Raw genomic sequence first — 22,864 nt, forward strand, 5'->3', positions numbered from 1 at the left:
TGACCGGGCTTACGGGATATTGACTACCGAAGGCAGCGTCACGGTCAACAGCATCAACTTTGGCTATAAAGCGACTTACCAGGTCAGTCAGAACTCACCCTATGTCAATATGATCATCCAGCTGACCAACAACAGCTCACAGACGGCCGAAAACCTGCGCTTCTGGATTGGAACCAAAGATGATTATGTCGATACAGAAGATCAGCCACAAAAAACCAGGGGCAACCTGACCGGTGGCAGCTTTGTCGCCCTTTCATCCGCCAGTGAGCAGGGAAAAGCACTGCAAATCACCAGTGGCAGCAGCGGTGTCCTGTTTTTTTCCACATCAGATAATTCTTACGTGGTCCAGAATACCTGCTGTAGTTTTCAGAATGTAATCAGCCAAAACCCGGCCACAGCAGAAATTCAGGCAACCAATGATGGCTCTTATGCCTTTTATGTCCGGATGCAGGATCTTGCGCCCGGCGAATCCGATAGCTTTACCTGGTTCTATGGGGCCGGTGATATCTCAGAACTGGCCGATATTGCCCGGAATATTCATGATGCCGCAACCTCAAAAGATATTGTGGAAGATGCAGCCGCCAGCTTCGGGGATGCGGACTTTACAGGTGACTCTGGTCTGATTTCGCGCATCCGGATTGCATATCTTCCCTCTCACGGAGAGCTGACATTAAATGGCTCCCCGGTCACCATCGGGCAGGAAATTACCAGTGCAGAATATGCGCAGCTCAGTTATACCCCGGAACCTGATTTTACTGGTACCGATCAATTTATCTGGCAGGGCTGGGACGGTTCCGGCTTTAACATCCTGACCACGGCGTCATTGCTGGTGCTGCGCGACACTGACAGCGATGGCACTCCCGATGTCGATGACAATGATGATGACGGCGATGGCGTTGATGACAGCAGTGATGCCTTTCCCCTTGATGCCACGGAAACCACGGACACTGATGGTGATGGCATTGGCAATAATGCCGATACGGACGATGACGGCGATGGTTTCAGTGATGCCACTGATGCTTTCCCGCTTGACAGCAGTCTGCCCGTCGATGGCGATACCGATGGGGATGGTATCAATAACAGTGTGGATACTGATGATGACGGCGATGGTGTCAGTGATGTGGATGATGCTTTCCCGCTCGATGCGTCTGAAACAGCAGATACCGACGGGGACGGCACCGGCGACAACGCCGACACCGATGATGATAACGATGGCGTCAGTGATGCATCCGATGCCTTTCCGCTCAATGCTGCTGAATCGGCAGACACCGACGGGGATGGCACCGGCAACAACGCCGACACCGATGATGACGGCGATGGTGTCAGTGATAAGCAGGACGCTTTCCCACTCAATCCGGCTGAATCAAATGACTTTGATGGGGATGGCACCGGCGATAACGCAGATAAGGATGATGACAACGATGGTGTGGCTGACAGCGATGATGTTTTTCCTCACAACGCTGCCGAATCAGCAGATACCGATGGCGACGGCACCGGTGACAACGCCGATACCGATGATGACAACGATGGCGTCAGTGATACCAGTGATGCCTTTCCCCTCGATCCGGATGAATCGGTTGATACCGACGGCGATGGCACCGGCAACAATGCCGACACCGATGATGATAATGACGGCATGAGTGACAGCTGGGAAATGACCTGGGGATTTGATTCACTGGACAGCAGCGATGCCGCACTGGACAGTGATGGGGATGGCGCAACGAATGCCGAAGAATATGCATCCGGCACCAATCCACATCTGGACACTGTGCCACCACAGATCAGCCTGGATTCAACGATTCAGGTCGATGCGACCGGGCTGTTCACACCGGTGAGTTTTGGCAACATCACAGCAACGGATCACCTTGATGGTGTCGTTGAAGTCAGTGGTGAACGGGAAGCCCTGCTCGCACCGGGACAACATACCCTGACCTATCAGGCAACCGATGCTGCCGGAAACACGGCTCAGGCAACGCAAACCGTCTATGTCCGGCCATTAATCAATTTTGCCAAAGACCAAACAGTCACAGAAGGAAACCGGGTGACCGTGAAAGTGCTGCTCAATGGTGTTTCCCCGGAATATCCGGTCAGTATTCCTTATCTGATCTCCGGCACAGCCACGCAGGGAGAAGATTATGAACTCAGCGAAGGCGTCGTGACCATAGAGTCCGGCACAGAAGGCACCATCACCTTTGATACCCGGACAGATACAATTCAGGAAAATGATGAAACCATCGTCATTTCAATTGAAAACTCAGATCAGGCACTCAATACCGGCAATAAATCCGTGCATACAGTCACGCTGAGTGAAAGTAATATCGCACCGGAGATCAGTTTGTCTGTATTGCAGAACAATGCCGAAAGTGCCGAAATCTCACGCAATGGCGGCATCGTGACAATTTCAGTCACAGTGAGCGACAGCAACCCGCAGGATACACATTCACTGCAATGGGACTTACCTGCAACACTTTCAGCCAATACAGATACCCGCTCCGTCAGCTTTGATCCGGCCACACTGTCCGCCGGGTTATACCGGATTGGTGTGACCGTGAACGACTCCGGAGTACCACAGCTATCAGATTCTGCCACCCAAATCATCAGTATGACTGAAGAAACGGGAAAACTCAGTGGCACTGAAGATACCGACCAGGATGGTTTGTCCGACCTTGAAGAAGGCTATAACGACAGCGACCACGACGGGATTTACGACTATATGGATAATCAGTATCAGCTGGCAAATGTCATTGGTCATCTGGCTTCTGAAGGAAACTACAACTTACTGGAGTCCGATCCGGGCACCCGGTTGCAACTCGGACAAGTGGCATTAAAAACCGGACGCCAGGGCACGCTCGTGCATACCAGCGACGCCTACAGTGACACACAAACCATCACCGCAGATTATATCGATCATACCAGCGGCCTGTTCGACTTCGAAGTACACGATATCGCCACACATGGCCAGTCCGTCAATATTGTGATTCCGCAACGGGTCGCTATTCCGGACAATGCTGTTTACCGGAAATGGTCCGCAACCGGTGGCTGGCGCTCCTTTGCAGAAGACAGCCTGAATAGTCTGGCTTCTGCTCCCGGTCAGCCCGGCTACTGTCCGCCTCCCGGTGATGAAAGCTTTGAACCCGGTCTCGTTGCCGGTTACTGGTGTGTACAGTTAACTATCGAAGATGGCGGCCCGAATGATAACGATCAGGACGCAAACGGCACAATTATTGATCCCGGCGGTATTGCAGCCAGAACCGTGGTCAGTGAAACCGTCAAAACCGGTGGCGGTAGTCTTAGTCCGTTCGCAGGCCTGTTGTTATACCTGCTGTATATGATCCGATGTCGTCAGAACCCTTCTTCACCTGGCAGGTTATCAGTCATGAAGAGAGCTTATATCATGAAGAAAGCTTATATGAACCGTGCTTATATTTTGCTTGCCGCAGGCAGTCTTGCCGGCGGTATCCCAGCTGCAAAGGCAAATACCGGAGCCGCTCACGGACAGCAGACACACCACCAAAACCTGTATCATCACAGTCCGTGGCATTTCAGTCTTGGAACCGGCTGGCCCGTGACTCATACTGATGCTTCACAAATCAATCACGCTCTCAGTCAGGCTGGTGAATCTTTCGTCAGAATTTCAGACATCAGGCAGCGTCCCGGTTTCACTATCTGGGCAGGTTATCAGTGGTCTGCTTATTATCGCTTCGAAGCCGGATATATTGACTTTGGTTCATCATCAGGGCAGATTTCCGGCTCGACGATCAATCCGGATGCTGTCGGGGCCGTCCTGAATGACAAATTTCCACTGTCAGCCCGTGGCATCGCTGTGACGATACGGCCGTCTTACTATTTGTCAGACTCACTGTCGGTTTATGCGCGCGGCGGCCCGTTCGCCAACCAGAGTGACATTTCTGCCGGAAAGCTGTCAGCAGAACAAACAAAGCGGGGGGTTGATCTGATGCTCGGCATGGGCGCTGAATGGATGATTTCACCGCGCTGGGGCATTGGGATTGATTGGAACAGAGGATTTATCGCATCTCAGCAAATAGATCTGATCTCATTGAATCTCGTATACAGACCTTTTCAGGAACTCAGTCAGCCTCCGGTGAAACCGGCACAGAAGTTTTAACGGAAGTGGCTGAGCAGTGAAGCGAATGAAGCTGTCTGGCGAAGGTAAAATACAATTTTTTGTGATCGACGTCAGCTATTGACTCGGATTCATAATTACTTTTACTATGACTTTCACACTTGTGATTCATGGATGAAAATAATGAGCTCATCACTGTCGAAAAGATATACTCAGGTTTTTCTTAAAATCTATTACATCATCGAAGCTATTTTACTTGTAGCGATCATGCTCTCCACGTTATTTGCGATTGGTAACGAGTTTCATCACGTGTTTACCGCCAGAGCTGTTTTACTCACCGACATTTTGCTGATGTTTATCTACCTGGAAGTACTCTCCATGGTTCAGCAGTTTGTTTCCTACGGGAAGATTCCCGTCCGCTATCCCATCTATATCGCCATCATGGCGATTGCCCGGTATATCACTCTGGGCATGAAAGAACTGGATGGCATCTTTGTCGTCTGGCTTTCTCTGGCTGCTTTAATTTTAGCAATGGCAACACTGGTCATCCGGTTCGGGCATCACTACTGGCCTTACAAACCGACCCGCAGTGGTTTTGCGGCTTTTTTTGAATCAAAGCTGAATAACAATAACGAAGAGAAAACCAGCGAGTCACCACTTCGCCAGTCTTCCCGCGATACGCATCAAAGTCAGACTCACCAGAAGAATGCACATCAGGGTGATTATCCGCCAGATAATGCTGCGCTTCAGGGTAATACGCCGCAAAGTGCTGCTCAGCAGGAATCCGGGAAAGAAAAATAACTTTTCCCGTTGTAAAGCAACCATAAACCAGAACCGGGCCGGACTAAAACGGCCCGTATCCTATATAAACTGCCCCGCAAACCAGCCCCACAGCAGCCAGTGCCAGCATGGCAAACAGCGGCACAAAAAACCGGAACCAAAGGCGGTACGGAATCCCGGCAACTGACAAAATCGCAATCAGTGCACCATTGGTCGGGAAGATAAAATTCGACATCCCGTCGCCGAGCTGAGAAGCCAGAATCGCGACCTGACGGTTGACATCAACCATATCGGACAACGGAATAATCACCGGCATCGTCATTGCCGCCTGCCCGCTTCCGGACGGCACCAGAAAATTAATCGATGTCTGTACACAGTAAATCAACACTGCGCTCACCATGCCGGGAAAGCCGTTAATCAGGCCAGACAAGGCGTGAATTACGGTATCAATCACCTGCGACTGCTGCATAATGTATAAAATCGCCCGGGCAAAAAAGATCGCCAGCGCCGCAATCAGTAAGTCATTCATTCCTTCAGCAAACATATGACAGATCTGATTCGGCCGGGCCCCGAACGCCAGACCAACCAGCAGCCCCATTGCGATAAAAGTTGCGGACATCTGCGCAAATGAGAACTGAAGAAAGATACTGCCGTACAGCAGAAAACCAAAGCACAACAGAAAAACCACGCCAGCCCGGCGACGGGCAGCCGTCATCGGATAACGATCCATCTCAACCTGACCATAAGTCACCGGGAAACCAGCCATCAGTGAGCGCTGTGGATTCGCTTTGACTTTTTTTGCATAACGATAAATAAACAACAGCCCCAACGATAACAACACCATAAAACTACAGAGCCGGTACAGGATGCCTGAATAGAGCGGCAGCTGAGCAATATGTTGTGCAATCGCGGTAAAAAAAGGATTGGTCATGCCGACACTCAGGCCACAACATGCCGCAACTAACACAACGGCCGTACCAACAATCACGTCATACCCCAGTTTGAGATAGACCGGGATGATCAAAGGCACCAGCACGATACTGAGTTCGTACATACCGGTCAGTGAAACCAGCGTGCCGAACGCCCCCATAATCAACAACGTCAGCGGTATAAAATGGACCCGCCGCAATCCGGCAACAAACGCAACCACCGCCGCGTCCATCAGGCCGATGCGCCGCATCACACCAAATGCCCCACCGACAAACAGCACCATCGCCATCAGGCCACTGGCGCTTTTAAATCCTTCAAAAAAAGACAGAAAAAAATCATCCACACCAATTGTGGTTTTTTCTACATAATGAAATGTCGCCGGTTCGACATAAGTCCGTCCACCAATCATGACCCGTTCATAGACACCCCCCGGAATAAAGTCCGCCGCAACGGAGATAACAATAAGAATCACGATCAACATCAGAAACGGATGCTGGTTGTGATAATAGGACGGAAATATATCGGTATCAGGCCGGGAGGAATATTCAGCCTGTTCGCTCATCATAAAATACCTTCCTTGTGACAGTTCAACACTCAGCGCCTCAGTGTTTATTCTATAAGTGAAGTATCAACAAATATGGTATCAGTTTAGTATCAATTCACCGGAAGAGTCTTGGGTATACTTATATCAGTCGTAAACTGATACAGGGCCACAGATATGAACTCAAAGCCATTTAAAGATATTTATGTCATGTTTATCGTGGTATTTCTTTCTGTCTATCCTTCGGTCTCTCACTCAGAAAATACGGCCAGAACTTCGTCAGACAACCTTCCTTTGCAGGTCACTCAGTTGGCCCGGCTCGACGGAATTCCCTGGGGCGTTGATTTTCTGAACGATCAAACCCTGCTGATTACCCTGAAATCCGGCCGGCTGGCTACCCTGGAGACAAAGACACTGGCATTCAAATGGATTGAGGGCGTTCCCAGCGTCATTGATGCCGGACAAGGCGGGCTGATGGATGTTGCGGTACTTCACAGCCAGACACAACCGGGCTGGATTTATCTTTCTTATACCAAACCGGTGTCAAATGGCACGGCGACCGCACTTGGCCGGGGGCAACTGCACAACGGGAAGCTGATCAACTGGCAGACTCTGTTCACCGCCAGCCACCCTTCCCGCTCTTCAAAACACTTTGGTGCCCGGATTGCTTTTGATCATCAGGGGCATGTATTCCTTTCACTGGGTGAACGGGGCAACCGGAAAGACGCACAGAACCTTCAGCGCGATGCCGGTAAGATCATCCGGCTGAACATTGATGGCACCATTCCGGGATTACGGGGACAGACACCTCAAACACGACGCGATAGATGGATTGTGGGGACACACAGATTATCGATTAAGGCGACGATTATGGCGATTATGGGGACAGGCACTTCAGACACACAAAAAAGAGGCTGAAATCAGCCTCTTTTCAAGCGTTTTAATCACCCATCGCCGTGCCTTCCCTGCGGGGGTCTGCGCCACCGGATAGCTGATCACCGCTAAAGACGATGCCCTGCAGACCGGAGTTCAAATCCCGGAGGTTAACCTGAAAGCCCATTTTTTCCAGCGGTGCCTGCATTTTTTCAGCAGTGGTCCCGGCTTCCAGATCATAGGTGCCAAAACGGTTCAGCAAATGCGGCAGAGAAATCGCCTGCTGGATATCCATACCCCAGTCAATATGGGCAATCAGGGTTGAAGCGACATAGCCGATAATCCGCGAACCACCGGGAGAACCGACCGCCATATATGGCTTGCCGTCTTTCATTACAATCGTTGGTGCCATCGATGAACGTGGCCGTTTACCCGGCTCAACCCGGTTTGCAACCGGATAGCCATTCGCGTAGGACGCGAACGAGAAGTCTGTCAGTTCATTATTCAGCAGGAAACCATGTGACATCACCCGCGACCCGAAGCCATTTTCAATCGTGCTGGTCATCGAAATAATATTGCCGTACTGATCTGCAATCACAATCTGGGTGGTACACGGCAGCTCAATCGACTGATCGTCAGCCAGGGCAATCCGGTTTTTCCATGGTGGTTCACCGGCACTCACACTTTTCAATGCCTTACCCGGTTGAATTAATTTTGCCCGCGAGGCCAGATAAGCCGGATCCAGCAAACCTTCAGGCATTGGCACAAAATCCGTATCCGCCATATAACGCCCGCGATCCGCAAAAGCCAGACGCGAAGCATCGCCGATAATCTGCCACGCTTTGGGGCTGTCTGGCCCCATCGCCTTCAAATCGAAGTGACCGGCAATCCCCAGAATCTGCCCGACGGTCAGCGCACCAGAGCTCGGTGGCCCCATACCACACACATCATACTGGCGATAAGGCGCACAGACAGGTTCTCTTTCTTTGATCTGATACACCGCAAAATCCTGTGCAGACAAGACGCCCGGATTATCTTTGACTCGGTTAACTTTCGCGGCAATATCTTTGGCTATCTGCCCATGATAAAAGGCCCGCTCACCTTCTTTTGCCAACAGCCTCAGCGTGTCAGCATAAGGTTGGTTGACCAGTAAATCGCCTTCCGCTAACGGGGAACCATCTTTGTGAAAAAAGTAATCCCGGGTATCGGGATAACGACTGAGCCGTTTTTGATCATCTGCAATCGCACCCGCTAAACGCTGAGACACCTTAAAACCGTGTTGCGCCAGATTTTCAGCCGGTTGAAATAACTCGGCCCACGGTTGTTTACCGTATTTTTGATGCAATGTCGCTATCAGTTTTACCGTGCCGGGCGTGCCGACGGAACGGCCGCCGACCACGGCATCATAGAATTTAAGCGGTTTGCCGTTTTCGTCCTGAAACAGCTCCGGGCGGGCAGCCATCGGTGCGGTCTCACGGCCATCAAAGGTCGTCAGTTTCTGTTTTCCGGCATCGTAATAGACCAGAAAAGCCCCGCCACCCAGCCCGGATGACTGTGGCTCAACCAGTCCGAGCACGGTTTGCACCGCAACCAGTGCATCGGCGGCAGTACCGCCTTTTTTCAGAACGTCATAACCGGCCTGAACCGCATGCGGGTTTGCCGCTGCAACCATATAACGCTTCGCTGTGACGATTTTTTTATTGACAACGGCTGTCGTCGACTCAGGTGCAATCGCATCTGTCACCTGAGATGACGCCAGCGTGAAAGGAGAAAAAGCCAGTAACGAAGTTATCGTGAATATTCTTGTCTTCATAAATATCCTTATTCAATCGATGAAAGTTCCTGATACATCACCTGCACATCACGAAACAATGTTAATCAAATGTTTCAGATTGCAGACAATCAACAGTTTAAACATTAAATCACTTTGAAATAAAGGACTTATTTACACCAGAAGTAACATTCTGACATGAGTTTTATCATTTTTAATCAGTCAGGACGAAGAAAAAGAGGAGGCTTTGGCACGTATCAGTGCGTTAATCAGCAGTGATGAGTTATTTCCCGGAAGAAGCAAAGTCACTCTTCCGGGAAAGCGCCGGTTACGCCGCATCAATCAGTTCATTGCCTGACAGGCTACCCTGTTCAAATGCAGCCGCGCTGCCGAGTGTTGTTGTCGCAATGTTACGCAACGCATCTTCAGTCAGAAATGCCTGATGCCCGGTAAACAATACATTGTGGCAGGCTGAGAGACGGCGGAAAACATCGTCAACAATCACGTCATTCGACTTGTCCTGAAAAAACAGCTCCGTCTCGTTTTCATAAACATCCAGTCCGAGCGAGCCTATCCGGCCGGCTTTCAAGGCTTCTATCGCGGCGCTTGAATCAAGTAATCCGCCCCGGCTGGTATTGATAATCATCACACCATCTTTCATCTGTGCAAATGCATCTGCATTGATAATATTGCGGTTTTCCTCCGTCATCGGACAGTGTAAGGTGATCACATCAGCCTGTGAAAAGATAGCATCCAGCGACACATAACAGGCGCCCAGCTCAATGGCCTGCGGATTTTCAAACGGGTCATAACACAACACTTCCATACCGAGGCCGCGTAAAATCCGGATCACTGCAATCCCGATTTTTCCTGTGCCGATCACTCCGGCTGTTTTGCCATAGAAATTAAACCCGACCAGCCCTTCCAGATTAAAATTTGCGTCCCGGGTGCGCTGATAAGCTTTGTGGAAACGGCGATTCAAACTCATCATTAACCCAACGGTATGTTCTGCGACCGACTCAGGTGAATAAGCCGGCACCCGGACAACCTGCATTCCCAGTCGTTTTGCCGCAACTAAATCAACTTTATCGAAGCCTGCACAACGCATCGCAATCAACCGCGTGCCACCTTCATAAAGTACAGTCAGCACATCATCATTCAGCTCATCATTGACAAAAGCACAAACCACCGAAAATCCTGCTGCCATCTTTGCTGTGGTTTCAGTCAGGCGAAATTCATGGAAATGAAGCCGGAACAACGCAGGATCAGCCACCTGACTAAACGAAGTCCTGTCATAAGATTTGGCACTAAAAAAAGCAATATCGATCATAACTGTCTCCGGAATTGGTTTGAGGTCAGCGACCTCAGAAATACAAATTGTGATAATTATCATTAAAACACAATTCGTTTGATCCAATCCAGAATTTGATCCAGATCATGTTCAGTCACCACTAACAATGTGGACAGTCACATTTGCGTGAGCTGGCTGAGTTTCTTTGTGTCCGATACCTGGCGTCTGTCCGGCTATTTTCCCGGTGATGTGCCCGGAGATATTGAGCTATGATTCAACATAGCCTCTTTCCTTTCAGTCAAAAGAGAGACGAATAATATTCTTAGTTACAGCAGGGGCACATAGACCGGACCTTAAAAATTAAGCTTTTCAAAAATGCCATCTAAAATCTTGTCTCGCCTCGATTTTCTCTGAGGTGATTTTAAGGCATTTTCCGATATATGTTTCATCACCCATTCCAGACAAGCCGTTATTTCCGACCATGTCTGATGGATATAGGCCGTCAATATCGGGAGTAATCCGATATCCACGTTCTTTGCTGCTTTGCTGACTGAGATATTGCCCGGGCTCTTTAAAGCGATAAAACGCCGGACAATTAAGGCCTGCAAGCTCGTCCGGACAACACCTTCGACTATCGCTTTTTGCCGGGTCGCAAAGCGGCGCCAATTCGTGTCGGATTTTAATTTCTTAAACAGCAATTCAACCTGCCAGCGACACAGGTAAATCGACATGATATCGTCAGCACTATACTTATCAGCCGGTAAATTCGTCACCCACAGACAAAAACGTTTTTCTTCTTTAAACCAGCATCTGACCACCCGAAAAACCTGCTTTCCCCTGTGCACTTTTAAATCCAGCACTTCTGCCCGGCTGGTTCTGCGATTCACCTCTTTGAGCTTTTTCCCGGCCAGTTTGGGAAGCAAACGACCTTTGCCAATAGTTGCTTCAGTTATCGTTGGGTTCAGCGCCTGAAGTCCCCGGACTATCCAGGCGCCCCCTGTCGCTCAACCGCATCAAAAAAAGAAAAATCAACATAGCCGGCATCGGCCAGTAACAGTTTATTTTTCAACGAGGCGGGCTTGGGCAGGTAAGTCCGCTCGGAAGCTGTATCAGCGGTGATTGTCATCGCTTTCAGAGACAACGTTTTCAGCGACATGGTCAGATGACATTCAATGGCCGCCGGTGTTCGGTGAAAACGGCTTGGAAAAACTTCGGCTAATTCATCGTGAACCCGGAATGAACTGCGATACCTCAGCGTCTGTCCCGATTATCTGTCTGTCCCGATTATCTTTAGCGTCTGTCCTGACGCAGCCGACAGTCCTGACGCATCCCTATGCTTGAACCCGATTCTTCAGTGCCTGTCCAGATTATTCCTTTGACTCAATAATGATTCAAAATAAAAAAAACCAGCAGATAGGCGTCTGCTGGTGAATGGATATGGGCTGTTATTATTTTTCTTATCACAAAGCTCACTTACAGTCTGCCCGTCTCTGTAAGGGAATAGCCTGATGCTACCCGCTTTGTATTCCTGAAAATCGTTATCCTGGCCTTGTTAGCTTTGCTTACGAATGAGGTAATCAAATGCGCCTAAACTGGCTTTTGCCCCTTCACCCATTGCAATGATGATCTGTTTGTAAGGCACTGTGGTTGCGTCACCCGCGGCAAATACGCCTTCCATGCTGGTTTCACCGTGACTGCCAACTTCAATTTCACCGCGTGGTGAAAGTTGCACCTCTGAGTCTTTCAGCCACTCGGTATTCGGAACAAGACCAATCTGGACGAAGATACCTGACAGGATCAGCGTTTTGATTTCATCGGTGTTGCGGTCTTTGTACTGAAGACTGGTGACACGTTTACCATCACCCACAACTTCCGTGGTTTGAGCCATGGTAATGATGTCGATGTTCGGCAGTGAGTTCGCTTTATCAATCAAGACCTGATCAGCGCGCAGCACATCAGCAAATTCAAGCACGGTCACATGTTCAACAATACCTGCCAAGTCAATCGCTGCTTCAATGCCTGAGTTACCACCGCCAATCACGGCAGTCCGTTTACCTTTAAATAGCGGACCGTCACAGTGTGGGCAGTATGCCACGCCTTTATTGCGGTATTCCTGTTCACCCGGAACATTCATTTCACGCCAGCGGGCTCCCGGACTCAGAATCACACTTTGACTCTTCAGAACCGCACCACTTGCCAGCTGAACATGAATCAGTCCATCGTCTGTATGTGCGCTACTCATCAGCTTTTCAGCCTGTTGCTCGGTCACAACGTCGACATCGTACTCTTTCAGATGTTCGCCAAGATCCGTCGCTAACTTCGGTCCTTCGGTGCGTTTCACAGAGATGAAATTCTCAATCGCCATCGTATCCATGACCTGTCCGCCAAAGCGCTTCGCGACCACGCCGGTACGGATGCCTTTACGGGCTGCATATAAAGCGGCTGCGCTGCCACCCGGGCCACCACCGACAACAAGTACGTCATAAGGATCTTTTTCATTTAATGCTTTTGCTGCTTTCTCACTGGCGCTGTCATCCACTTTATTGAGGATTTCAGTCAGAGACATACGACCCTGACCAAACAGCTCACCATTCACAAAAACACTGGGAACAGCCATGATATCGCGTTGTTTCACTTCATCCTGAAACAGCGCGCCATCAATCATGGTCGCTTTAATTTTCGGGTTAATTGCCGCCATCATGTTGAATGCCTGAACCACGTCCGGACAGTTCTGACATGACAGAGAAATAAAGACTTCAACATCAAGTGTTTTATCTAACGCGGCAATCTGTTTAATCTGGTCAGCTTCGAGCTTCATTGGGTGTCCGCCGGAATGAAGCAGTGCCAGAACAAGTGAGGTGAACTCGTGTCCCATTGGCAGGCCGGCAAACCGCAGAGATGTACCTTTCTCCGGGTTTTGAATGGACATAACCGGTTTACGATCACTGGCATGATCATCGCGCACAACCGTAATACGGTCACTTAATTGCGCAATCTGGCTGGCAAGAGACTGAACATCGTCCGATGCTTTGCTTTCGTCCAGGCTCACCACCAGACGAATATCTTCTTTTAAATTGGTCAGATATTGTTTGAGTTGTTGTTGAATCGTTTGGTCTAGCATGGTTTACATACCTTTTAATGATGATGCCGGATAAAAACTTATGCCGGGTAAATCAGCAGAGGAGAGAGCAAACCAGACCGATGGTCGTCAAGGTATCAGACCTGGAATGCTCTCTTAATTTGATTTAGTTTCCGGAACCGGTGTCGGTTCGTTCAGGATTAGATTTTGCCGACAAGGTCCAGAGAAGGCGCCAGAGTTTCTTCACCTTCTTTCCATTTCGCCGGGCAAACTTCACCTGGGTGAGCCGCAACGTATTGAGCAGCTTTCACTTTACGCAGCAGGTCGTCAGCGTCACGGCCGATGCCTTCAGCAGTGATTTCCATTGCCTGAATCACACCTTCAGGGTCAATCAGGAAAGTGGCACGGTCTGCAAGACCCTGACCTTCACGCATCACACCGAAGTTATTGGTGATGCTGCCATTCTGGTCGCCCAGCATGTAGTAGTTGATTTTACCAATAGTGTCTGAACTATCATGCCATGCTTTATGAGTGAAATGCGTGTCAGTTGAGACTGAGTACACTTCAACACCGCGCTTTTGAAGTTCTTCATACTGGTCAGCCAGGTCGCCAAGCTCAGTTGGGCAAACAAAGGTAAAGTCAGCAGGGTAGAAGAAGAATACAGCCCATTTACCCAGAACATCCTGTTCTGTTACTTCAACGAATTCACCTTGTTTGAATGCAGTCGCGCTGAATGGTTTGATTTTAGTGTTGATCATTTCTTTACTTTCCTTTTGTTGTTTTGGACGAGCAAAAATTGTTTTAGACGAGCAAATCTTGCCTTCGGAAAGTATATTGTCACCGGCAGGCGTTTAAATAAAATCGATATTGTCTATCTTATTGATAGGTAATTTTAATGTTTTGGCCGGAGTGATTGATATAACTGAACAGTTGCAGGTTATCGGGGGTAAAACCCGCCAGTTACAGCCATACAGATTAAATTTATGAAAAATATGACAAAAAAATGAAAATATAAAAAACTTTGAGTTAGCATTGATGGGTATCAAGTAAGGTTTTCTTATTGCTCATCGATGCACAATGTTAAACAAAATTGTCATATTTAAATCCTATAAGTTCCCTGTTTCATTCATTACACGGAGCAAGGATTTCCAATGTTCAATGTCAAAAAAATTATAATCATCAGTTCTGTTTTGATCAGTGCAGCGGCCAATGCTGCTCAGGAACCTAAATATGTATTCTATATGATTGGCGACGGTATGAGCTCTGCCCAACGTCAGATCACGGAATACTACGCACAGGAACAAAAGCATGATCCTAACTATCATTTAGCTATCAACTCTATGCCGGTTTCCGGCATTATTACCACGCAATCTGCCAGTTCTCTGGTTACCGATTCAGCAGCAGCAGGCACGGCACTGGCAACGGGAATGAAAACCAATAATGGTGTCATCGCAATGACACCGGATGGCAAAAAACTGAGCACGTTACTGGAAGGTGCGCAGAAGCAGGGAAAAGCGACAGGCCTGATCACCACCACACGTCTGACCCACGCCACCCCGGCAACATTTGCGGCAAAAAATAAAAACCGCAATGCAGAAAATGAAATTGCAGTCGATTATGTTAATTCCGGCGTCGACTTCTTTGCCGGCGGTGGTTTCCGCCATTTCATCACCGGCCAGGGTTCCAAGCGCAAAGATGATCGTAATTTGGTCGATGAATTCAAACATAAAGGGTACCGGACATTTATCGGCAAGGATTCAAGCCAGTATTTCCTCAACTATCAGCCACAATCCGGCGATCATATTTTCGCCGCGTTTACCAAGTCTCACTTGCCTTATTCAATTGATCGCAAGGTCACACCATCACTGGCTCAAATAACCAAAAAAGGGATTGATCTGTTATCGAAAGATAAAGACGGTTTCTTCCTGATGGTTGAAGGTGGCCGGATTGACCATGCTGCTCACGCAAATGATGTTGCGGGTGTGATTGGTGATACACTTGCGTTCGATAAAGCAGTCAAAACAGCACTGAAGTTTTATCAGCAGCATCCGAAAGAAACCCTGATAGTTGTGGTGGGTGACCATGAAACCGGTGGTATGGGACTGGGCATGGGAAAACAGTATTTCATGAATCTCGACCGGATTGTGAACTTTAAAGAATCGGTAGAAGATAAACTGCAGAAAACTTATAACGGTGACCGGGCTGCATTTTATAAGCATATCGGTAACAAGTTTGGTCTGACCGACCTGACAGCAAAAGAAAAAGCGAAAATTGAAGCTGCTATGGATTTTGTTGATGCTGGTAAGAAAGATAAAACCAAAGTCTGGGGTGGTTATGATCCGGTTGCAATGACAGTAGCGCACATCACATCAAGACGAGCCGGTGTTTACTGGACATCTTATGCACATACGGCGGTACAGCTTCCTGTTTCCTCCATCGGCGTCGATTCTGCCAGCTTTGGCGGATTCGGGGATAATACAGATGTTGCAAAAAAACTGGCGAAAGCGATGGACGTAAAAATTGGTTTGTAATGCGATAACGTCCAAGGTAAGCACACCTGTGTGCTTACCTTTTTATCTTTCTGAGAGGGTCAGTGTTTATGCGTGGTCTTATTCTTATGTGCGCGGTGCTGATCGCCGGTGCACTCTTCGGGGCTGTTTTTCACTCCGGTGACGGGCAGCTTTCTCATCAAATCGGTGAAGTAGTTTCTGTTAATAACGACCGGGTTACCATTATCGGAACAGCCCGGGTCGGGGATCAGCAGCTCACCGTCAGGCTCGGACAAAATCAGCAGGTCAAAACCGCAAATCTGCTGACAGGTGCGATGGAATATGATGAGTTCTATCAGGTTGGCGACAAGGTGGTCGTCGCAGAGCAGCACGATCGTTACCATGTTGTCGCTTTATTTCGTCTGCCGGTGCTGATTGGTCTGATGATCTTATTTTCGGTGGGTTTACTCGGTTACGCCCGGCGGGTTGGTCTCTATTCCCTGCTTTCTTTTATCGGATCAATTGCGATTATTTTTGGTTTGCTGATCCCCGGACTGCTGGCCGGATTTTCACCGATACTGATCACCTGTCTCACGGTCATTGTGCTGAGCAGCATGATTATTCTTTCTGTCGCCGGATGGACGTATAAAGGCAAAGCCGCTTTATCAGGGACAGTCATCGGTCTGATTGTGACCACGGTGCTTTGTATTGTCGTTGGAAAAATGCTTCATCTGGACGGGATGACACAACCTCTGGCACAACCGTTACTGTTTGAAAATGAAATGCGGCTGGATATGGCAGGTATTCTTTATGCGGCCATTCTGGTCGGTGCCAGTGGCGCAGCGATGGATGTTGCGATGGAAATGGCAGCGACCATGGAAGAGATTCAGTATAACAGCCCGGAAATCAGCCGGATGAATCTGCTGAAATCCGGATTACGGGTCGGGAACGCTGTCATCGGAACCATGACCACAACATTACTGCTTGCTTATGCCGGTGGTTTTCTGACCTTGTTGATGCTTTTTACAACACGTGGCAATAGCCTGATGCAGATTCTGAACATGAAGCTGGTCGCTTCTGAAATCTGCCGGACGCTGATAGGAAGTATGGCGCTGATTATCGTTGCCCCTGCAACCGCCTGGATTGCCAGTCTGATGCTAACCCGGCAAAAGCCGGTAGTCGCGGGCATTAGCAGAAAGCAGGAAGTGAGTCACTGAAGTCAGCTGTGATGAATAATACTGGCGTCTGTCCCTGCTGTTTTCTGCTGTTTTTCTCGGACAGATGCCAATAAACCTGGTAACAGACGTTGCCATCACCAACAATGTCAACCATCAACAATGCGGACAGACATGACTAAAATTGACACCACTCAAATTGTTCATATCAAATCTTATTACTTCAGATTTTGAGCAATAGCAGAAACAGGCATGACTAAAATCGCTTATCTCAAGGCTTTTCATCTCAAATATTGCGACAAATCGCACGTATCATCACTCCTGATTTCACTTCATATTTCACGATTCATGTTACCTGTTATGCACTTCTGTCATCCCCGCTTTTCATCCATCAGTTTACGCTGCATGATAGGTTCATCCACCCTCAGCAAGAATTGTTATGACGACACCCCGCTCCCAACAAATTGACCTGGCTGTAACACCTTATTATCACTGTGTCTCCCGCTGTGTACGCCGGTCATTTCTATGCGGAGAAGATGCCGTTTCTGGCCGCTCCTATGAGCACCGGCGGGACTGGCTGGAGCAACGTATTCTCAAACTGGCAAATATCTACTGTATCGATATCTGCGCTTATGCGGTGATGACCAATCACTATCATTTAGTCTTACATATCAATCGCCCGAAAGCTCAATCACTGACGGATCAACAGGTCATTGAACGCTGGCAGCAAGAACACAGACTCCCTTTATTACTTCAGCGATACATCAAGCGTCAATGTACCTGCACAGCAGAATTCAAACGCTGTCAACATATCATTCAACAATGGCGGGAACGTTTATGCTCCCTGAGCTGGATGATGAAGGAGCTAAACTTTGAAATTGCCGTTCAGGCGAATCGTGAAGATGGCTGTACCGGTCACTTTTGGGAGGGCAGATTTAAATCACAGGCCTTATTGGATGAAGCAGCACTGCTTGCGGCCATGACTTATGTTGATCTCAATCCGGTCCGGGCCAAAATGGCAAAAACGCCGGAAACCTCTGAATACACCTCGCTGAAAAAACGGCTGGATGCGCTGGAAAAGAATCAACCAACACCACATAACCTTTATCCATTTACCGGTTATGAACATCAGGAGCAGCCTGATGGTATTCCTTTCCGGCTGACAGACTATATCGGATGGGTTGATTTCGCTGGCAGGCAAATTCGCGCAGACAAACGTGGATGGATCGATGAACGCCAACCTACAATTCTCACCCGGTTATCCCTCTCTCAATCCGAAATCCTGAAGATCATAGCCAACCTTGAACGAAGGCGATGCTTATGGATCGGTAGCACCGCAAGACTTACATCTGCAAAACAATTCTTTAATAAAACAAGAATCGATGGTTTAAGAATCTAAGCCAAAATTCTCATTTCTGCTATCCGATCATTTCAGGTAAGCTGCCGATAAATACTATAAAATTCAGGCAAAAATTTTTCTATACGAAGATATCAGATCCAATATGCGTTATTGATAATCAGTTTTCTGCGGTCTATCTCAATAGCGACTGTCCAGATCTATCTCAATAGCGACTGTCCAGATTATCATTATCTGGTCCCAGCTCGGATTATCGCGCCTGTTATTTCCTGTTATTTTTCTGCTATTTTGTTTTCAGTAAATTAACACTCAAGAAATCGTGGTATAAGAAACATGACTTCTTGGTTAAATTGGCTAAATACCCAGGTTCAGATAGTCAGGCTGAAAAATTGAATTGTGATCGGCCACAGCAGCCGAAATGCTTCAGATTGAATATAATCAACCTCTGACATATTTTGGAAAAGCAAGCCAAAAATGAAAATTTATCCGCGTTATCAACCCGATATTCAACTCTCTGATTTTTGTGCCACGCTCTCATCGTATCTGACACCATTAAACCGTCTCAGACTGGAAAACGACATTCTGTCATTCTGGCAGCACCGCGAACATGTGACTATCAGCTTCAGCGTCAGAACAGCGTTTGACAGTCTCCTCACAGCCATGGATTATCCAGAAAATTCAGAAATTTTAATGAGTGCGATTAACATTAAAGACATGGTGCAAATTGTTGAAAGTCATCACCTCAAAGTCGTCCCCGTCGATTTACAAATTCAGGATATGTCTGTCCTGCCCCAACACCTTGAAGCTGCCCTGTCAGCCAACACAAAAGTTTTCGTCTTTGCACAGCTCTATGGGACGATCATCGATCTGAAACCGATCGCCGACCTGTGTAAGCAACGGCATATTCTGCTCATTGAAGATTGTGCACAAGCCTTTTGCGGCAGTCAGTATCAGGGCAGTCCACATGCTGACATCAGCCTGTTCAGCTTTGGCACAATTAAATCTTCCACGGCACTGGGTGGTGCCGTGGTTGTTGCCAGGACACACAGTGAAATAGAAAAAATTGAACGGGTTGAATCCGGATATCCAATCAAAGCAGAACGGTGGTTTTTGCTGAAAACCCTGAAATATCTGCTTCTGAAACTCGCCTTGTCTCCCGTCATCTACGGGCTGTTAATCCAGCTGCTGAGTTTTCTCCGGTTCGATTCAGAGCAGGCCATCAATACATTAGCAAAAAGCTTCCCTCATGACCCTTTAGCGCCACAAATCCGCTTCCGGCCACCGCTTCACTTACTGTATCTCTTACGGAGACGACTTCAGGCACACGATGACGATAAATTTAAGCACCGGGGACAGACAACAAGACAATTTCTGAACAAATTAGATGAGTCAATTGTGATACCGGCAAAACACGCAGGTTTTCACTCTTTCTGGGTCGTTCCCCTGCTGACACACAACCCGAAACAATTACAGAACAAGCTTTTACAACATGGTTTTGATTCAACTCAGGCGAAACACAGTCAGGCAGCGATCCGGACAACAGAAACGTCATTTCAGCCTGTTAACGCGGCCTTCATTATGGATAACGTTGTCTACTTACCCACACTGACAGAAATTGGTCAAGCTGATCGGGACAGGCTTGCCAAATTATTGAATGAATATTTTACAGAAGATCTTTGAAACGACTGTCCCTGTTAGTCCGCTGTTTTGTTAGTTCCCCCGGATTGTTACGAATTTACAAAGAATGATGGGAGCGAGCCATTAGATATTTCTGATGTTTGTATTACGATCGAACTGGCATGCCAGACACTCATCACCAACTTTCGGGTGATTTAGACCACCCGGCAGGCCAGATATTTTACGCTTTTAATATCAGTCGGGTAAACGTCACCATCCTGACTACTCGCAGTGATACTCAGCAGGCAATAGACCGGGACAGACACGCCTGAAAACGATTCAATACAGACGAAACAGACCTTTCTGTTTCGTCTTCACTTCACAAACTATCAGATCATATGGAAATGGCTGATGATGGCTTGTTCGCGTAGCGGAATGATAGCCTGATACGCTTCGCTGCTATACCAGTTACGGGCACTTTCTTTATCCGGAAACCGGATGACGGCTTTGAGCGGATGAGCCGCTTCACCATGCAGTACTTCTGTTTCTCCTTTTGCAATGAACTGTCCATTGTATGGCACCAGGGTTTCAGCCGCTTTTGCGCTGTATTGAGAAAGAAGCTCCGGATCAACCGGAGTAACATCAACGATCACTAAACAAGTCATTTTATTTTTCCTTTAATGAATGGCGTTGACTTAGATTAGATAGTCATGAAAAATTAAACAACAGACGTTTATTTAACGCATTGTTTAATTTTATGAACACAATGACCTTATGAACACAATAAAGCTTGCACCATTACTGCTGATTTTTGTTGAAGTCGCTAACAAACGCTCCTTTACCCTGGCAGCCAAAAAACTGGGGCTCAGTAAATCAGCCATCAGCCAGCAAATTAAACGTCTGGAAGAAGCTACCGGGCAGCAGCTATTGGTACGCAATACACGCGGTGTCATCTTAACTTCTGTCGGAGAAAGCTTGCTGGCACGCAGTGAACTGCTACGGGAGCAATTGAGCCTGGCATTAACAGAATTAGACTGCGTCAAAGATCAGCCGGCTGGCAGCTTTCGGGTGTCCATTCCGCCCCTGTTTGACAAGAATGTTTTAGTTCCGGCACTGCGACAGTTGTGTATTGAGTTTCCGCTGATCAAACCCGAAATTATCGTCACCGCCCGGTGGCAGGATCTGATCGAACATAGTCTGGATGCCGCGATCTTTGGCGGCAACCTGAAAGACTGCAATTATCGCGCGTTATCAATTGGGAAGGTGACCGAAATATTTTGTGCCTCTCCCGGATATCTCAAACAATACGGGGAAGTAAAAAGTATTGATGACCTGTCAGGCCATAAATTTATTCAGGCACCATGGCAATATAATGCGTTAGAACTGTTCAATCCTGAAAAAACAGCTCACTGGCATATCACGGTTGAACCCTGCGCCATCACCACCGGCGTCGACACGGCACTGCAAATGGCTCTCCATGACATGGGCATCGTCCTGTACCCCGGTTTTCTGGCTGAACCCGAAATTCTCAGAGAGCGCTTAGTCAGAGTCCTTCCTGACATCACCGGAAAAAGCTGGCATTTTTACTTTATCCATCAGTACAGCGGAGACAAACCGCGCCACGTCAGCCGTTTTTATCAGTTGTTCTGTCATTATTTTAAAACAGTTCACCTGTTCTGAACCGGTGCCAGGTTATTGGGGACAAAGTTAGTGAGAAAGTTAGTGAGAAAGTTAGTGAGGACAGGCACAATTCCACACCCCGATTTAACCGGGCAGTAACAGAGGCGGAACAGTGATGTCTGTTCTTATTTGCGTCTGTATCTATTCATTCGCTTAACCTGCTCTCTCTTATTTACTTTCTTACCACTCCAATCTATTGATAAAACGAAATTTATAAAGATAAATTATTCTGGCAAAAATTACATAATAAACTTATCGCATATGCAAGAATTGGCGCGATTTTTTTATCTTCTGAGGAGAGATTAATGATACAGAATAAATTACTGGCTGCGCTGAGCTTAACGGTACTCAGTGGTTCAGCTTTGGCAGCTGATGAACCCGCCTGGACATCGTCTCTGTGGCTGAATAGTTTTGGTTATAATGCCGGAGGCTGGCGGGTTGAACAACATCCAAGAATTCTGGCAGATGTCAACGGTGACGGGCTGGATGATATTGTCGGATTTGCTCACAGCGGCGTTGTCGTGGCAACCTCGACCGGTTCCGGATTCAATGCACCTTATCTGTGGGTTGAAGGTTATGGCTATAAAGCGGGTGGCTGGCGAATTGGGGTTCATCCAAGAATGATGGCAGATGTCAATGGGCAGTTATGGCTACAACGCGGGTCAATGGCGGGTCGAAAATCACCCGAGAATGATGACAGATGTCAACGGCGATGGCAAAGCGGATGTGGTTGGATTCGGTAACGCAGGAGTATACGTATCCCTGTCAACCGGAACAGGTTTTACTTCGCCCTCTTTGTGGGTCAAGCAGTATGGTCACGATGCGGGTGGCGGGCGGGTCACCAAACATCCGAGAATGATGGCAGATGTCAACGGCGACGGTAAAGCGGATGTGGTCGGATTTTCTGATGACGGGGTTTATTACTCTCTGTCACAGAAAACCAGCTTTGCTTCTCCAGTGCATGCTATCCAAAAATTTGGTTATGTCGCTGATGGCTGGCGGATTGATAAGCATCCGAGAATGATGGCGGATATCAATGGTGACGGCAAAGCGGATATTGTTGGTTTTGCCAATAATGGTGTTCATGTGTCTTTATCGCCACTGTCGAAATAAACTGTCGAAATAAAATGCCGGTATAGATTTACGGTGATTTACGGGGACAGGCACAACAACATCGCTCATTACGCCTGTCCTCAT

Annotated in this window: 15 protein-coding genes and 2 pseudogenes; 10 read left to right on the forward strand and 7 right to left on the reverse strand. The window is 48.0% G+C overall.

Going from position 1 to position 22,864, the window contains the following annotated elements; genetic code table 11:
* Positions 1-19: 19 nt before the first annotated feature.
* Positions 20-4,126, forward strand: a complete 4,107-nt coding sequence (locus OC443_RS23360) for an outer membrane beta-barrel protein (RefSeq protein ID WP_073582889.1) — start codon at positions 20-22, stop codon at positions 4,124-4,126.
* Between the two features lie 141 nt (positions 4,127-4,267).
* Positions 4,268-4,675, forward strand: a pseudogene (locus OC443_RS23365) (phosphate-starvation-inducible protein PsiE); the annotation flags it as partial.
* Between the two features lie 253 nt (positions 4,676-4,928).
* On the opposite strand, the gene OC443_RS23370 reads toward OC443_RS23365, so the two are convergent.
* A complete protein-coding gene (locus OC443_RS23370) occupies positions 4,929-6,359 on the reverse strand; it encodes a YfcC family protein (RefSeq protein ID WP_073582887.1) in 1,431 nt (476 codons plus the stop codon).
* A 153-nt stretch (positions 6,360-6,512) separates the two neighbouring features.
* Between OC443_RS23370 and OC443_RS23375 the strand changes: the two genes are divergently transcribed.
* Positions 6,513-7,253, forward strand: coding sequence for a PQQ-dependent sugar dehydrogenase (locus tag OC443_RS23375; protein WP_073582885.1), 741 nt, complete (start codon positions 6,513-6,515; stop codon positions 7,251-7,253).
* A gap of 22 nt (positions 7,254-7,275) precedes the next feature.
* Here the strand turns inward: OC443_RS23375 and ggt are convergent, their stop codons facing one another.
* From ggt to ahpC, 5 genes and pseudogenes are all read right to left on the reverse strand, one after another.
* Positions 7,276-9,021: a gamma-glutamyltransferase gene (gene ggt, locus OC443_RS23380; protein ID WP_143169310.1), complete on the reverse strand. Its 1,746-nt coding sequence runs from the start codon at positions 9,019-9,021 to the stop codon at positions 7,276-7,278.
* Positions 9,022-9,307: 286 nt separating this feature from the next.
* Complete coding sequence (locus tag OC443_RS23385) at positions 9,308-10,309, reverse strand: 2-hydroxyacid dehydrogenase (protein ID WP_073582881.1); 1,002 nt, start codon at positions 10,307-10,309, stop codon at positions 9,308-9,310.
* Positions 10,310-10,623: 314 nt separating this feature from the next.
* Positions 10,624-11,513 (reverse strand): annotated as a pseudogene (locus OC443_RS23390) (IS4 family transposase); the annotation flags it as partial.
* A 309-nt stretch (positions 11,514-11,822) separates the two neighbouring features.
* Positions 11,823-13,391 carry an alkyl hydroperoxide reductase subunit F gene (ahpF, locus tag OC443_RS23395; protein ID WP_073582877.1) on the reverse strand — a complete coding sequence of 523 codons (1,569 nt, stop codon included), beginning with the start codon at positions 13,389-13,391 and terminating at the stop codon, positions 11,823-11,825.
* Positions 13,392-13,549: 158 nt separating this feature from the next.
* Positions 13,550-14,107 (reverse strand): alkyl hydroperoxide reductase subunit C, encoded by a 558-nt coding sequence (gene ahpC / locus OC443_RS23400; RefSeq protein WP_073582875.1) that lies wholly within the window; start codon positions 14,105-14,107, stop codon positions 13,550-13,552.
* Between the two features lie 393 nt (positions 14,108-14,500).
* Between ahpC and OC443_RS23405 the strand changes: the two genes are divergently transcribed.
* The 4 genes from OC443_RS23405 (at position 14,501) to OC443_RS23420 (ending at position 20,050) form a co-directional block, all read left to right on the forward strand.
* Positions 14,501-15,880 carry an alkaline phosphatase gene (locus OC443_RS23405; protein WP_073582873.1) on the forward strand — a complete coding sequence of 460 codons (1,380 nt, stop codon included), beginning with the start codon at positions 14,501-14,503 and terminating at the stop codon, positions 15,878-15,880.
* Positions 15,881-15,948: 68 nt separating this feature from the next.
* Positions 15,949-17,055: a YibE/F family protein gene (locus OC443_RS23410; RefSeq protein ID WP_073582871.1), complete on the forward strand. Its 1,107-nt coding sequence runs from the start codon at positions 15,949-15,951 to the stop codon at positions 17,053-17,055.
* 397 nt (positions 17,056-17,452) lie between these two features.
* Entirely contained in the window at positions 17,453-18,412 is a 960-nt protein-coding gene (locus tag OC443_RS23415) for a transposase (protein ID WP_073582869.1), read from the forward strand.
* 432 nt (positions 18,413-18,844) lie between these two features.
* Positions 18,845-20,050: an aminotransferase class I/II-fold pyridoxal phosphate-dependent enzyme gene (locus OC443_RS23420; protein WP_073582867.1), complete on the forward strand. Its 1,206-nt coding sequence runs from the start codon at positions 18,845-18,847 to the stop codon at positions 20,048-20,050.
* Between the two features lie 326 nt (positions 20,051-20,376).
* Here OC443_RS23420 and OC443_RS23425 read toward each other — a convergent pair whose 3' ends face one another.
* Complete coding sequence (locus OC443_RS23425) at positions 20,377-20,652, reverse strand: DUF1330 domain-containing protein (RefSeq protein ID WP_073582865.1); 276 nt, start codon at positions 20,650-20,652, stop codon at positions 20,377-20,379.
* Between the two features lie 109 nt (positions 20,653-20,761).
* On the opposite strand from OC443_RS23425, the gene OC443_RS23430 reads away from it, so the two are divergent.
* From OC443_RS23430 to OC443_RS23440, 3 genes are all read left to right on the forward strand, one after another.
* The gene (locus tag OC443_RS23430; RefSeq protein WP_073582863.1) at positions 20,762-21,667 is read left to right on the forward strand and encodes a LysR family transcriptional regulator; all 906 of its coding nucleotides are present in this window, start codon (positions 20,762-20,764) and stop codon (positions 21,665-21,667) included.
* Between the two features lie 305 nt (positions 21,668-21,972).
* Positions 21,973-22,410 carry a VCBS repeat-containing protein gene (locus tag OC443_RS23435; RefSeq protein ID WP_073582861.1) on the forward strand — a complete coding sequence of 146 codons (438 nt, stop codon included), beginning with the start codon at positions 21,973-21,975 and terminating at the stop codon, positions 22,408-22,410.
* Positions 22,298-22,780 (forward strand): FG-GAP repeat domain-containing protein, encoded by a 483-nt coding sequence (locus tag OC443_RS23440; RefSeq protein WP_083601607.1) that lies wholly within the window; start codon positions 22,298-22,300, stop codon positions 22,778-22,780. Before OC443_RS23435 ends, OC443_RS23440 begins: the two co-directional genes overlap by 113 nt.
* Positions 22,781-22,864: the final 84 nt, after the last annotated feature.

Source organism: Vibrio quintilis (assembly GCF_024529975.1).
In the GTDB taxonomy this organism is placed as follows: domain Bacteria; phylum Pseudomonadota; class Gammaproteobacteria; order Enterobacterales; family Vibrionaceae; genus Vibrio; species Vibrio quintilis.

Bases quoted from the DNA above. Each gene is read 5' to 3' on its own strand.
- OC443_RS23370 (WP_073582887.1), bottom strand. From the start codon at position 6,359: ATGATGAGCGAACAGGCTGAATATTCCTCCCGGCCTGATACCGATATA.
- OC443_RS23375 (WP_073582885.1), top strand. From the start codon at position 6,513: ATGAACTCAAAGCCATTTAAAGATATTTATGTCATGTTTATCGTGGTA.
- ggt (WP_143169310.1), bottom strand. From the start codon at position 9,021: ATGAAGACAAGAATATTCACGATAACTTCGTTACTGGCTTTTTCTCCT.
- OC443_RS23385 (WP_073582881.1), bottom strand. From the start codon at position 10,309: ATGATCGATATTGCTTTTTTTAGTGCCAAATCTTATGACAGGACTTCG.
- ahpF (WP_073582877.1), bottom strand. From the start codon at position 13,391: ATGCTAGACCAAACGATTCAACAACAACTCAAACAATATCTGACCAAT.
- ahpC (WP_073582875.1), bottom strand. From the start codon at position 14,107: ATGATCAACACTAAAATCAAACCATTCAGCGCGACTGCATTCAAACAA.
- OC443_RS23405 (WP_073582873.1), top strand. From the start codon at position 14,501: ATGTTCAATGTCAAAAAAATTATAATCATCAGTTCTGTTTTGATCAGT.
- OC443_RS23410 (WP_073582871.1), top strand. From the start codon at position 15,949: ATGCGTGGTCTTATTCTTATGTGCGCGGTGCTGATCGCCGGTGCACTC.
- OC443_RS23415 (WP_073582869.1), top strand. From the start codon at position 17,453: ATGACGACACCCCGCTCCCAACAAATTGACCTGGCTGTAACACCTTAT.
- OC443_RS23420 (WP_073582867.1), top strand. From the start codon at position 18,845: ATGAAAATTTATCCGCGTTATCAACCCGATATTCAACTCTCTGATTTT.
- OC443_RS23425 (WP_073582865.1), bottom strand. From the start codon at position 20,652: ATGACTTGTTTAGTGATCGTTGATGTTACTCCGGTTGATCCGGAGCTT.
- OC443_RS23430 (WP_073582863.1), top strand. From the start codon at position 20,762: ATGAACACAATAAAGCTTGCACCATTACTGCTGATTTTTGTTGAAGTC.
- OC443_RS23435 (WP_073582861.1), top strand. From the start codon at position 21,973: ATGATACAGAATAAATTACTGGCTGCGCTGAGCTTAACGGTACTCAGT.
- OC443_RS23440 (WP_083601607.1), top strand. From the start codon at position 22,298: ATGTCAATGGGCAGTTATGGCTACAACGCGGGTCAATGGCGGGTCGAA.